The following is a 12,899-nucleotide window of genomic DNA, read 5'->3' as shown; positions in this document are numbered from 1 at the left end:
ATGCGCGATAGCCTGACCGCTGGATGGATCTCTTGATACCAAGAGATCGATCAAACGTCCGGGGCAGGGACGCCCCACCGCCAGCTGTCATACGGAGAACGCCATGACCCGCACTCCCGTGAACGTCACCGTCACCGGCGCGGCCGGCCAGATCGGTTACGCCCTGCTCTTCCGCATCGCCTCCGGCCAGCTGCTCGGCGCGGACGTGCCGGTCAGGCTCCGCCTCCTCGAGATCACCCCCGCGCTGAAGGCCGCCGAGGGCACGGCCATGGAGCTGGACGACTGCGCGTTCCCGCTGCTCCAGGGCATCGACATCACCGACGACCCGAACGTCGCCTTCGACGGCACGAACGTCGCCCTCCTCGTCGGCGCCCGCCCGCGCACCAAGGGCATGGAGCGCGGCGACCTCCTGGAGGCCAACGGCGGCATCTTCAAGCCGCAGGGCAAGGCCATCAACGACAACGCCGCGGACGACATCAAGGTCCTCGTCGTCGGCAACCCGGCCAACACCAACGCGCTGATCGCCCAGGCCGCCGCCCCGGACGTACCGGCCGAGCGCTTCACCGCGATGACCCGCCTGGACCACAACCGTGCGCTGACCCAGCTCGCGAAGAAGACGGGTTCGACGGTCGCCGACATCAAGCGCCTGACCATCTGGGGTAACCACTCCGCCACCCAGTACCCGGACATCTTCCACGCCACGGTCGCCGGCAAGAACGCGGCCGAGGTCGTCAACGACGAGAAGTGGCTGGCCGAGGACTTCATCCCGACCGTCGCCAAGCGCGGTGCGGCGATCATCGAGGCCCGTGGCGCGTCCTCCGCCGCGTCGGCCGCCAACGCCGCCATCGACCACGTGTACACCTGGGTCAACGGCACCGCCGAGGGCGACTGGACCTCCATGGGCATCCCGTCGGACGGCTCCTACGGCGTCCCGGAGGGCCTGATCTCCTCCTTCCCGGTCACCACCAAGGACGGCAAGTACGAGATCGTCCAGGGCCTGGACATCAACGAGTTCTCCCGCTCCCGCATCGACGCCTCGGTGAAGGAGCTGGAGGAGGAGCGCGACGCGGTTCGCGGCCTCGGCCTCATCTGAGCCGACCGGCTCGCTCTGTCACAAACCCGCACGGGCCTCGTTCCGGTTCCTTCCGGAAGGGGGCCCGTGGCCGTTTTCGCCGCTACCGTCGGAAAAAGTGCCCGGCAGGGCGATTTCGGGGGGTGCGACGGGATGAGCGGGTGGTACGGCTACAGCTCCGGTTCCGGGCCGGAACGCGAACCCAGCGAGGACGGCGGCCAGGCCGCCTGGGCGGCCCGGGAGCCCGGTTCTCCGCCGCCCTGGGCCCACGCCGAGACGCAGACCGACGGTGTCCTGCCGCCGGTGTGGACGCCACCGCCGTACCCCGTGACCGCATCCCCCGAACCGCAGCTCCCGTACCGCCCCGCCCCGGCTCCCCGGCGCTCGGCGGGTCGGCTGGCCGTCACGCTGGCCCTCGCGGTGCTGCTCGGTGTGGGAGCCGGAACGGGTGCGTGGTACCTCATGCGCGACGACACGGCCGGGGCCGGGGCCGGGGGTACGCCCGCCACGAGCGTCGGCGTGACCACCGCGACGCCCGAGCGGACCGGCTACCGGCGCGCCGAGGACCCCGTCGGCTATTCGCTCTCCGTCCCCGAGGGCTGGACCCGCAGACAGAAGCAGGGGCAGCTGGCCGCGGTGGTCTCCTACGACTCCCCGGACGACGGCCGTCACCTGCAGATCTTCGCGCTCGCCGAGGACACCCCGGCGCAGTCCCTCGACCTCGCCGAGAACGACCCCGGCTACGGCTTCGCCCGCCGGTCCGGCTACCGGGTCCTGGACCGAGCCTCGGGCGACACCTGGGCCGAGCTGACGTACCGCTATGACGACCCCGACGTCGGCCCCCGCCGGGTCGTCGACCACCGCTTCCGCGCGGTCGACGGCACCCTCTACGCCATCCGTTCCAGCGGCCCCGAAACCCTCAACCCCGCCCAGGTGCGCGACCCGCTGACGACCGCCGTGAGGTCGTTCTGCCCGACGGGCGGGGAGTGCGCCTGACCGGTCTCCCGCGGTTCCGGCGGCCCGAGGACGTGGAACGGTGCCTGGAGCATGGTGAGTTGCTCGGCGTGCCGTCGAGGCGGGCGACGTCGGTGACCCGGTCCACGCGCAGGACACGCCCCGGCCGCCCTGCCTATCGACTTCGGACACGGCCCGACACCTGTCCAGTTCATCCCGTTCTATCCGCATCTTCAGTGATGCAGCGCACTTTCGGACAAGGATTGCGCATGCATTCGAGGGGCACGGGCAGATGCTCCCGTGCCACGTGAGTGACACGCGTGTGACGCAGGGGGGCTGAACAGGAACGGAAGGCAGTACCGACCATGGCGGACAGTGCGCAGCAGCAGGTGCGGAAGACCATTCACGCGGGTGGGGAATGGCGTGAAGCCGTCTCCGGCGCCACGCGCGAAATCCTCGACCCCGCGGACGGGCTGACGTTCGCCGTGGTCGCCGAGGGTGACGAGAAGGACACCGACCTCGCCGTCGCGGCCGCTCACGCGGCCTTCGCCGGGGGCGAGGGCGACTGGCCGCGCACGCCGGCGCGCGAACGTGCCGACGTGCTGCGCCGCACGGCCGACCTGCTCACCCGGGACCGCGAGTCGCTGGGCCTGCTGGAGAGCCGGGACGCGGGCAAGACCGTCGAGGAGGGCCGCGTCGACATCGACTGCGTCGCCGACGCCTTCCGCTACTTCGCCGACCTCGTCGCCGGCGAGGCCCCCGGCCGGGTCGTCGACGCCGGCACGGCCGATGTGCACAGCGTCGTCGTGCACGAGCCGGTCGGCGTGTGCGCGATGATCACACCCTGGAACTACCCGCTGCTCCAGGCCAGTTGGAAGATCGCCCCGGCGCTCGCCGCGGGCAACACGTTCGTGATCAAGCCGAGCGAGATCACCCCGCTGACGACGGTCGCCCTGATCGACCTGCTCCTGGAGGCCGGGCTGCCCGCCGGGGTCGCCAACATCGTGACGGGACCCGGCCATTCGGTCGGCGCCCGCCTCGCCGAGCACCCCGACGTCGACCTGGTCTCCTTCACCGGCGGCCTGGTCAGCGGCACCAAGGTCGCGCAGGCCGCCGCCCCCACCGTCAAGAAGGTCGCCCTCGAACTCGGCGGCAAGAACCCCAACGTCGTCTTCGCGGACGCCTGCGCCACCGACGAGGGCTTCGACACCGCCGTCGACCAGGCCCTCAACGCGGCCTTCATCCACAGCGGCCAGGTCTGCTCGGCCGGCGCCCGCCTCATCGTCGAGGAGAGCGTCCGCGAGCGCTTCGTCGCCGAACTCGCCCGCCGCGCCGAGAAGATCCGCCTCGGCCGCGGCACCGAGGACGGCGTCGAGTGCGGCCCCCTGGTCTCCGAGCAGCAGCGCGCCAAGGTCGAGGCGTACGTCGAGTCGGCCCTGTCCGAGGGCGCGGTGCTGCGCTCCGGCGGCCGGCGCCCCGAGCCGTCCGACCAGCGACCCGCCGGCGGCTACTTCTACGAGCCCACCGTCCTCGACCACTGCCACCGCGAGATGCGCGTGGTCCGTGAGGAGGTCTTCGGCCCGGTCGTCACCGTCGAGAGCTTCCGCACCGAGGACGAGGCGATCGCGCTCGCCAACGACACCGAGTACGGCCTCGCGGGCGGTGTCTGGACCGCCGACGCGGGACGGGCCCGACGGGTGGCCGGCCGGCTGCGCCACGGCACCATCTGGATCAACGACTTCCACCCCTACCTCCCGCAGGCGGAGTGGGGAGGCTTCGGAAAGAGCGGCGTGGGACGCGAACTGGGCCCGGCCGGACTCGCCGAGTACCGCGAGACCAAGCACGTCTACCAGAACCTCGCGCCGAAGCCGGTGCGGTGGTTCGCGGGCTGAGCCCACCCCTGCCCAGCCACCCGGCCTCTACTCCCACCCTCACGTCCCCCTCCTTCTCCCTCTCATCTCCCCCCTTTCATCCCCCCTCTCATCTCTCCCCCCTCTCATCGCACCCTGGAGTACCACCCCCATGCCCGACAAAACCCACGAGTACGACTACGTCGTCATCGGCGGCGGCACAGCGGGCTCCGTCATCGCCTCCCGCCTCACCGAGAACCCCGACGTCACCGTGGCCGTCATCGAGGGCGGCCCCAGCGACGTCGACCGCGAGGACGTCCTGACCCTGCGCCGCTGGATGGGGCTGCTCGGCGGCGAGCTGGACTACGACTACCCGACCACCGAACAGCCGCGCGGCAACTCCCACATCCGGCACAGCCGTGCCCGTGTGCTCGGCGGCTGCTCCTCCCACAACACCCTCATCGCGTTCAAGCCGCTGCCCTCGGACTGGGACGAGTGGGAGGAGGCCGGCGCCGAGGGCTGGGGCGCGGTGCCGATGGAGGCGTACTACGCGCGCCTGAAGAACAACATCGTCCCGGTGGACGAGAAGGACCGCAACGCCATCGCCCGCGACTTCGTCGACGCCGCCCAGAAGGCGGTCGGCGTCCCGCGGATCGAGGGCTTCAACAAGAAGCCCTTCACCGAGGGCGTCGGCTTCTTCGACCTCGCCTACCATCCCGAGAACAACAAGCGCTCCAGCGCCTCGGTGGCCTACCTGCACCCGGTGATGGACGAGCGGACCAACCTCCACATCTTCCTGGAGACCTGGGCCCACAAGCTCGACCTGGACGGCACCCGAGCCCGGGGCGTCCACGTGCGCACCAAGGACGGCGAGGAACTCCTCGTGACCGCCCGCCGTGAGGTCGTGCTGTGCGCCGGCGCCATCGACTCGCCCCGGCTGCTGATGCACTCCGGCATCGGCCCGAAGGCGGACCTGGAGGCACTGGGCATACCCGTCGCGCACGACCTGCCCGGCGTCGGCGAGAACCTGCTCGACCACCCCGAGTCGGTGATCGTGTGGGAGACCGACGGCCCCATCCCCGAGAACTCGGCGATGGACTCCGACGCGGGCCTGTTCGTGCGTCGCGACCCCGAACAGCCGGGCCCGGACCTGATGTTCCACTTCTACCAGGTCCCCTTCACCGACAACCCCGAGCGACTCGGGTACCAGCGCCCGGAGTTCGGCGTCTCGATGACCCCGAACATCCCCAAGCCCAAGAGCCGCGGCCGTCTGTACCTGACCAGCGCCGACCCGGCCGTGAAGCCCGCCCTGGACTTCCGCTACTTCACCGACGAGGACGACTACGACGGCCGTACCCTCGTCGACGGCATCAAGATCGCCCGTGAGATAGCCGAGTCCGAACCCCTCGCCGGCTGGCTCAAGCGCGAGGTGGCCCCCGGCCCGGACATCACGAGCGACGACGAGATCAGCGAGTACGCGCGCAAGGTCGCGCACACCGTGTACCACCCGGCGGGCACCTGTCGTATGGGCGCGCCCGACGACGAAATGGCCGTCGTCGATCCCCAGTTGAAGATCCGGGGCCTTGAGGGCATCCGGATCGCCGACGCCTCCGTCTTCCCCACCATGACCGCCGTCAACCCCATGATCGGCGTCCTCATGGTCGGGGAGCGGGCCGTCGACCTGATCGGAGGTGAGGCGTGATGACCACGTCCATGGAGCGCACGACGTCCGACGACACGACCGAGGACACCGTCTTCTCGGTGGACGGCCTGTGGAAGGTCTTCGGACCCAAGGCCGACGAGATCCCCGCCGACCCCGAACTCGCCGCCCTCCCGCCCGCCGAACTGCGGGAGCGCACCGGCTGCACGGCCGCCGTCCGGGACGTCTCCTTCGACGTCCGCAAGGGCGAGGTCTTCGTCGTCATGGGCCTGTCCGGCTCCGGCAAGTCCACCCTGGTGCGCTGCCTGACCCGGCTGATCGAACCGACCGCCGGCACCATCGTCATCGACGGCGAGGACGTGCGCGCCATGGACAAGTCGCGGCTGCGCGAACTGCGCCGCCACCGCGCCGCCATGGTCTTCCAGCACTTCGGCCTCCTCCCGCACCGCTCGGTCCTCGACAACGTGGCCTACGGCCTGGAGATCCAGGGCGTCGGCAAGGGCGAGCGCCGCGAGAAGGCCGCCGAGGTCGTGGAGAAGGTCGGCCTGGAGGGCATGGAGCAGCGCAGGCCCGGCCAGCTGTCCGGCGGCCAGCAGCAGCGCGTGGGCCTGGCCCGCGCCCTCGCCGTCGACCCCGAGGTGCTGCTGTTCGACGAGCCGTTCAGCGCCCTCGACCCGCTGATCCGGCGGGACATGCAGGAGGAGGTCATCCGCCTGCACCGCGAGGAGGGCCGCACCATGGTCTTCATCACCCACGACCTGAGCGAGGCCCTGAAGCTGGGCGACCGCATCGCGCTGATGCGCGACGGTGAGGTCGTGCAGCTGGGCACCCCGGAGGAGATCGTCGGCTCCCCGGCCGACGACTACGTCCGCGAGTTCGTCCGGGACGTGCCGCGCGAGCAGGTCATCACCGTCCGCACGGCCATGCGCCCCGGCGACTGCGGCAGCTCCGACCATCCGGGCGCGCTCACCCCCGACACCGTCGTCGCCGAGGCCATCCGGGTCGTCGCCGAGCAGGGCCGGCCCGCCTGCGTCGTGGACAAGGGCCGCTGTGTCGGCGTCGTCGACCACGAGCGCCTGCTCGACGTCGTCGCCGGAACGGGGACCTACAAGGAGGCCGCCTGATGGCCACGATCACCACCCCCGCCCCCCGCGTCGGTCTCCCCGGTGTCCTCAAGCACCAGGCCGTCCGCAAGCTCCTGCTGCTCGCGCTCGCCGCGGCGATCCTCGTGCCCCTCGCCAACTCCCGCTGGGCGAGCGGCGCCTGGCCGCAGGAACTCACCGTCGACCTGACCAAGCCGCTGACCAGTGTCAGCGACTGGATCATCGACAACCGCGACAGCCACCCGCTGTTCCTGTACTTCTTCGGCTACGTCAGCAACGCGGTCGTGATCGCCGTACGCGCCGTCTACCTCACCCTCCTGGCCGTCGGCTGGGCGGGCGTGACGGCGATCGGCGCCCTCGTCGCGTGGCGCGTCGCCGGGATCCGGCTCGCCCTCGGTACGGCGGCCGCCTTCCTCGCCTGCGGTCTGCTCGGCATGTGGGTGCCGACCATGCAGACACTGGCCCTGATGGTGGTCGCCGTCCTGGCCTCCGTCGTCGTGGGCGCCCTGCTCGGCCTCGCCGCGGGGCTCTCCGACCGCATGGACCGGATCCTGCGCCCGGTCCTGGACACCATGCAGGTGCTGCCGGCCTTCGCCTACCTCCTGCCGGTCGTGCTGGTCTTCGGCATCGGCGTCCCCGCCGCCGTCCTCGCGACGGTCGTCTACGCCGCCCCGCCGATGGCCCGGCTCACCGCGCTCGGCCTGCGCTGCGCCGACCCCGGGGTCATGGAGGCCGTCGAGTCGCTCGGCGCCACCGCGCGCCAACGGCTGCTGACCGCCCGCATCCCGCTGGCCCGCAAGGAACTCCTCCTCGGCCTCAACCAGACGATCATGATGGCGCTGTCCATGGCGGTCATCGCCTCCGTGATCGGCGCGGGCGGCCTCGGTGACCGCGTCTACCAGGCGCTGGCCTCCGTCGACGTCGGCGCGGCCCTCGCGGCCGGCATCCCGATCGTGCTGCTCGCCGTCGTCCTGGACCGGGTGACCGGTGCCGCCGGAAGCTCCGGCGACTCCCACTCCGGAACCCCGCGCACGTACTGGCTGTACGCGCTGCTCGGCACCGTCGCCGTCGCGCTCGCCGGACGGCTCCTCGGCCGCCTCGAATGGCCCGACTCCTGGACGGTCGCCATCGCCGAACCGGTCAACCGCGTCGTCGACTGGATGACCGCCCACCTCTACTCCGGTGTCCCCTACATCGGCGGCACCGCCGACTGGGCCGGCCACTTCACCACCTGGGTCCTCGACCCGATCCGCGGCGGCCTGCAGTGGCTGCCCTGGTGGTCCGTGCTGCTCCTGGTCGCCGCCCTGGCCTGGGTGATCGGCACCTGGCGCACCGCGCTCACCGCGGTCCTCGCCATGGCCGCCATCGGCGTGCTCGGCGTGTGGCAGCCGTCGCTGGACACCCTCTCCCAGGTCCTCGCCGCCGTCGCCGTCACCCTCGTCCTGGGCTTCGCGACCGGTATCGCGGCCGCCCGCAGCGACCGCTTCGAACGCGCCCTGCGCCCCGTCCTGGACGTCTTCCAGACGATGCCGCAGTTCGTGTACCTGATCCCGGTCGTCGCCCTGTTCGGCGTCGGCCGCGCCCCCGCGGTCGCCGCGGCCGTCGTCTACGCGCTGCCCGCCGTCGTCCGCATCACCACCCAGGGCCTGCGCCAGGTCGACCCGGCCGCCCTGGAGTCGGCCCGCTCGCTCGGCGCGACCAGCGGCCAGCAGCTGCGCCAGGTGCAGCTCCCGCTCGCCCGCGAGTCGCTGCTGCTCGCCCTGAACCAGGGCGTCGTCCTGGTCCTCGCCGTCGTCATCATCGGCGGCCTGGTCGGCGGTGGCGCGCTCGGCTACGACGTCGTCTTCGGCCTCGCGCAGGGCGACCTCGCCACCGGTCTGGTGGCCGGCGGCGCGATCGTCTGCCTCGGCCTGATGCTCGACCGCGTGACCCAGCCGACGGAACGCCGCGCGAAGAAGGGAGCGTGACATGCGACCGCGTACGACCGTGACGGCCTCCGTGGCCGGAGTGTCGGCACTCCTGCTGCTGACCGGCTGCGGTGCCGCCGACATGACCAAGCAGGCCTCGCCCTTCGCCAACGCGCACGGGTCGAAGTCCGTGACCCTGTCCGTGCAGTCCTGGGTCGGTGCCCAGGCCAACGTGGCCGTCGCCCAGTACCTCCTGGAGCACGAGCTCGGCTACCACGTCGACACCGTCCAGGTCGACGAGGTGCCCGCCTGGGACGCGCTCAGCCAGGGCCGCGTCGACGCGATCCTGGAGGACTGGGGCCACCCCGACCAGGAGCAGCTCTACGTCAAGGACAAGAAGACCATCACGCCCGGCGGCGACCTCGGCGTCACCGGGCACATCGGCTGGTTCGTCCCGACGTACCTGGCCAAGCAGCACCCGGACATCACCAACTGGAAGAACCTCAACAAGTACTCCTCGCTGTTCCGCACCCCGGAGAGCGGGAGCAAGGGCCAGCTCCTCGACGGCTCACCGTCGTACGTCACCAACGACAAGGCGCTGGTGAAGAACCTGAAGCTGGACTACCAGGTCGTCTTCGCCGGTTCCGAGGCCGCCCAGATCACCCAGATGCGGCAGTTCGCCAAGGAGAAGAAGCCCTTCCTGACGTACTGGTACTCCCCGCAGTGGCTGTTCAAGAAGGTGCCGATGACCGAGGTCAAGCTGCCTCCCTACAAGGAGGGCTGCGACGCGGACCCGGCGAAGATCACCTGCGCCTACCCGCACACCCCGCTCCAGAAGTACCTCAACACCGACTTCGCCAAGGACGGCGGCAAGGCGGCGGCCCTGCTGAAGAAGTTCAAGTGGACCACCGAGGACCAGAACGAGGTGTCCCTGATGATCGCCGACCAGAAGATGACACCGGAGGACGCGGCGAAGAAGTGGGTCAAGACCCACGAGTCGACGTGGCGGAAGTGGCTGTCCTGACGGTCACGCTCAGCGGTGCCGGTGCTGCCCCGGCTCGTAGTGACCGGGCGTCAGCCGGAAGGTCACCCCGAAGCGGTTCCACGCGTTGATCACGGTGATCGTGGCGACGAGGTGGGCGAGTTCGGTCTCGTCGAAGTGCTTGGCGGCCTTCTCGTACACCTCGTCGGCCACGAAACCGTCGGTCAGCACCGTGACGGCCTCGGTCAGCTCCAGCGCGGCCAGCTCCCTCTCGGTGTAGAAGTGCCGCGACTCCTCCCACGCGGAGAGCTGGACGATCCGCTCCACGCTCTCGCCCGCCGCGAGCGCGTCCTTGGTGTGCATGTCGAGGCAGAACGCGCAGTGGTTGAGCTGGGAGGCGCGGATCTTCACCAGCTCGGCCAGGGCCGGGTCGAGGCCCTTCCGGGCGGCCGCGTCCAGCCGGACCATGCTCTTGTACACCTCGGGCGCGAGCTCGGCCCAGGCCAGGCGGGGGGCGGTCTCGGGGGCGTACGGGTCTTCGGTGCTGTTGATCTCGCTCGTCGTCATGCACTCGACCCTAGGAGCGAAGCAGCCCGCGGGTATGGTCCATTTCCATGTCCGGAGCATGGGCCACTTTCGGTATCGACCTCCACCTGCAACCGGCGGGACCCGGGCTGCGCCGCGGCCTGACCGACGCCCTGCGTGAGGCCGTCCGCACCGGCCGCCTCGCCCCCGGCACCCGGCTGCCCTCCTCCCGCTCCCTCGCTGCCGACCTGGGCATCGCCCGCAACACCGTCGCCGAGGCCTACGCCGACCTCGTCGCCGAGGGCTGGCTCACCGCACGACAGGGAAGCGGCACCCAGGTCGCCGAACGCGCGGTACCGAGGCGGCAGGACCGCCCGCCCCGCCGGCACCGCGAACCCGGCCGCCTCCCCTACAGCCTCATCCCCGGCAGCCCCGACGTCTCCGCCTTCCCCCGCGCCGAGTGGCTCAAGGCCGGCCGCCGCGCCCTCACCGCCGCCCCGAGCGACGCACTCGACTACGGCGACCCCCGCGGCCGCGTCGAACTGCGCACCGCCCTCGCCGACTACCTGGCCCGGGCCCGCGGCGTCCGCGCGGACCCGGACCACATCGTCATCTGCTCCGGCTTCGCCCACGGCCTGAGACTCCTAGCCGAAGCCCTCCACGACGACGGCACCCGCACGCTCGCCGTCGAGTCGTACGGCCTCGACGTCCACTGGAACCTCCTGCACCGCTCGGGCCTGCGCACGATCCCGCTGCCCTTCGACGAACTCGGCACCCGGACGGAGGAATTGACGGCTTCCGAAGGCCCTCGGGCCGTCCTCCTCACCCCCGCCCACCAGTTCCCCCTGGGCGTCGCCCTGCGGCCCGAGCGGCGGGCGGCCGTGGTCGAGTGGGCGCGACGGAGCGGGGGACTGGTGCTGGAGGACGACTACGACGGGGAGTTCCGCTACGACCGCCAGCCCGTCGGCGCCCTGCAGGACCTCGACCCGGAACACGTCGTCCACCTGGGCACGACCAGCAAGTCCCTCGCCCCGGGCCTGCGCCTGGGCTGGCTGGTGCTGCCGCCGCACCTCACCCCCGGGATCACCCGGCTCGGCGGCGCCCTGACCACCGGCGTCCTGGAACAGCTCACCCTCGCCGAGTTCCTCACCTCCGGCGCCTACGACCGCCACGTCCGCTCCGCCCGCCAGCGCTACCGGGCCCGCCGCGACGCCCTGGTCGAGGCGCTCGCCGCCCGCGCCCCCGAGGTACGGGTCACCGGAATCGCTGCCGGACTGCACGCCGTCCTCCAACTCCCGCCCGGTACCGAGGAGACCGTCGTCCGCGCCGGGGCCTGGCAGGGTCTCGCCCTGCACGGCCTGTCCCGCTACCGCCATCCGGAGGCCGAGCCCCAGCCGATGGACGCGCTGGTCGTCGGATACGGAACGCCCCCGGACCACGCCTGGTCGGGAACCCTGGAGGCACTGTGCAAGGCGCTGCCCTGAGGAGGGGGCACGTGTCCGAGCCCCCAAAGACTCACCCCAACGCCCCCGCACGATCCTCCGTTTGCTCGCCGGAGGCCACCTCCCCGAACCGCGCCAACCCCAACGCCCCCACCACGGCCACCACAAACCCCAGCACCGCGAGCCACGCCAGCCCCTCCCGCGTACGGTCCCCCAGCCACACCACCCCCACCAGCGCCGGCCCGATCGTCTCCCCGATCACCGTCCCGGCCGTCGCCGCGGTCACCGACCCCCGCTGCAACGCCGACGTCAGCGCCAGAAACGCCGCCCCGCCCCCGAGCAGCAACGCGTACGTCGCCGGATTGCTCAACAGCGAGCCCGGATCGAGATCGTCGATGAGCCGCACCGCCACCTCCACCACCCCGAACCCGAACCCCGACGCCAGCCCCAGCACCATCGCCCGCCCCCGCTCCGGCAGTCGCCCGCCCAGCACCCCCAGCAGCAGCACCGCGACCGCCACCCCGAGCATCGCGTACGACAACCAGTCGGGTCCCGCCTCGTCGCCCTCCGTCCCGGACGCCAGCCCCAGCATCGCGAGGCCCGCGCACACCACCGCGACCGCGCCCCACTCGACCCGGCTCAACCGCACCCGCAGCAACCGCGCCGCCACCACCGCCGTCACCGCGAGACTGGCGGCGAGCGCCGCGCCCACGGCGTAGATCGGAAGGGATCTGAGCGCGGCGATCTGCAACAGGAACCCGAGCCCGTCCAGCGCCAGCCCGGCCAGATACCGCCACTGCCGCAGTGCCCGCAGCAGCAGCGCGGCCTCACCGCCGCCCCCACCTGCCGCCGCCCGCGCGGCGATCGCCTGCAACACCGTCGCCGTACCGAAGCAGACCGCCGCGCCAAGCGCGCACACCATTCCAAACAGCACATAGGGACTCTAGAGGCAGCCGAAATGACCGGGGCCGGCGCATACCCTTTCTCACCCATCTCTAGGCTGAGTACGGGAGAGACTTCGCACGGGGAGACACGGGGAGACGGGGACATGGCGGAGACACGGAGGCGACTGCGCTCCAGCACGGTCGTACTCGGCGGCATGGGAGTCGTCGCGGCGACCCTGACGGCCTGCGGATCGGACCCCGACCGCCGCTGCGTGGACCGCGACAACTACGACTCCGTCTACGGATACAAGGTCGTCGCCGACAAGAACTGCAAGTCCGGTTCCTCGTCCTCCGGCAAGAAGGGCAAGACCGGCAAGACCGGCAAGAGGACCGACGCCGCCTGGTACTACGACGCCGACGTCAGCAACGGCCGTGCCGACGACGGCACCTTCAGCCGCAGCGAGGCCGTCGACCGCGGCGGCTTCGGCTGCTCCGGCTCCGGCAGCGGCGGCGGCTGAGC

General features: G+C 71.5%; 11 protein-coding genes. 9 read left to right on the top strand and 2 right to left on the bottom strand.

Going from position 1 to position 12,899, the window contains the following annotated elements:
* Positions 1–103 precede the first annotated feature (103 nt).
* The 7 genes from IG99_RS36525 to IG99_RS36495 all read left to right on the top strand — a co-directional run bounded on the left by IG99_RS36525 (position 104) and on the right by IG99_RS36495 (position 9,570).
* On the top strand, positions 104–1,093 hold the full coding sequence (locus IG99_RS36525) for a malate dehydrogenase (RefSeq protein ID WP_037682020.1): 990 nt from the start codon (positions 104–106) through the stop codon (positions 1,091–1,093).
* A gap of 132 nt (positions 1,094–1,225) precedes the next feature.
* Positions 1,226–2,068 (top strand): hypothetical protein, encoded by an 843-nt coding sequence (locus tag IG99_RS36520; RefSeq protein ID WP_037682019.1) that lies wholly within the window; start codon positions 1,226–1,228, stop codon positions 2,066–2,068.
* 323 nt (positions 2,069–2,391) lie between these two features.
* Complete coding sequence (locus tag IG99_RS36515; RefSeq protein WP_037682017.1) at positions 2,392–3,918, top strand: aldehyde dehydrogenase family protein; 1,527 nt, start codon at positions 2,392–2,394, stop codon at positions 3,916–3,918.
* A gap of 130 nt (positions 3,919–4,048) precedes the next feature.
* Positions 4,049–5,578, top strand: a complete 1,530-nt coding sequence (locus tag IG99_RS36510; protein ID WP_037682015.1) for a GMC family oxidoreductase — start codon at positions 4,049–4,051, stop codon at positions 5,576–5,578.
* Positions 5,578–6,660 carry a quaternary amine ABC transporter ATP-binding protein gene (locus tag IG99_RS36505; RefSeq protein ID WP_051866350.1) on the top strand — a complete coding sequence of 361 codons (1,083 nt, stop codon included), beginning with the start codon at positions 5,578–5,580 and terminating at the stop codon, positions 6,658–6,660. The genes IG99_RS36510 and IG99_RS36505 overlap by 1 nt, the downstream gene beginning before the upstream one ends.
* Positions 6,660–8,606, top strand: coding sequence for an ABC transporter permease (locus IG99_RS36500; RefSeq protein WP_037682014.1), 1,947 nt, complete (start codon positions 6,660–6,662; stop codon positions 8,604–8,606). The genes IG99_RS36505 and IG99_RS36500 overlap by 1 nt, the downstream gene beginning before the upstream one ends.
* Position 8,607: 1 nt before the next feature.
* Positions 8,608–9,570 carry an ABC transporter substrate-binding protein gene (locus IG99_RS36495; RefSeq protein WP_037682012.1) on the top strand — a complete coding sequence of 321 codons (963 nt, stop codon included), beginning with the start codon at positions 8,608–8,610 and terminating at the stop codon, positions 9,568–9,570.
* Between the two features lie 9 nt (positions 9,571–9,579).
* On the opposite strand, the gene IG99_RS36490 is transcribed toward IG99_RS36495, so the two are convergent.
* Positions 9,580–10,095 (bottom strand): carboxymuconolactone decarboxylase family protein, encoded by a 516-nt coding sequence (locus IG99_RS36490; RefSeq protein ID WP_037682010.1) that lies wholly within the window; start codon positions 10,093–10,095, stop codon positions 9,580–9,582.
* Positions 10,096–10,142: 47 nt separating this feature from the next.
* Here IG99_RS36490 and pdxR point away from each other — a divergent pair, with 47 nt between their 5' ends.
* Positions 10,143–11,537, top strand: coding sequence for a MocR-like pyridoxine biosynthesis transcription factor PdxR (gene pdxR / locus IG99_RS36485; RefSeq protein ID WP_037682008.1), 1,395 nt, complete (start codon positions 10,143–10,145; stop codon positions 11,535–11,537).
* A gap of 31 nt (positions 11,538–11,568) precedes the next feature.
* On the opposite strand, the gene IG99_RS36480 is transcribed toward pdxR, so the two are convergent.
* Positions 11,569–12,417, bottom strand: coding sequence for a DMT family transporter (locus IG99_RS36480; RefSeq protein WP_037682007.1), 849 nt, complete (start codon positions 12,415–12,417; stop codon positions 11,569–11,571).
* A 126-nt stretch (positions 12,418–12,543) separates the two neighbouring features.
* Between IG99_RS36480 and IG99_RS36475 the strand changes: the two genes are divergently transcribed.
* On the top strand, positions 12,544–12,897 hold the full coding sequence (locus tag IG99_RS36475; RefSeq protein WP_037682006.1) for a hypothetical protein: 354 nt from the start codon (positions 12,544–12,546) through the stop codon (positions 12,895–12,897).
* The last annotated feature ends 2 nt before the right edge of the window (positions 12,898–12,899 follow it).

The organism is Streptomyces griseus subsp. griseus, from assembly GCF_000720255.1.
Taxonomy (GTDB): Bacteria; Actinomycetota; Actinomycetes; order Streptomycetales; family Streptomycetaceae; genus Streptomyces; species Streptomyces griseus_I.
The sequence above is the reverse complement of the archived record's forward strand: the minus strand, read 5'-3'. Positions and strand labels throughout refer to the sequence as shown.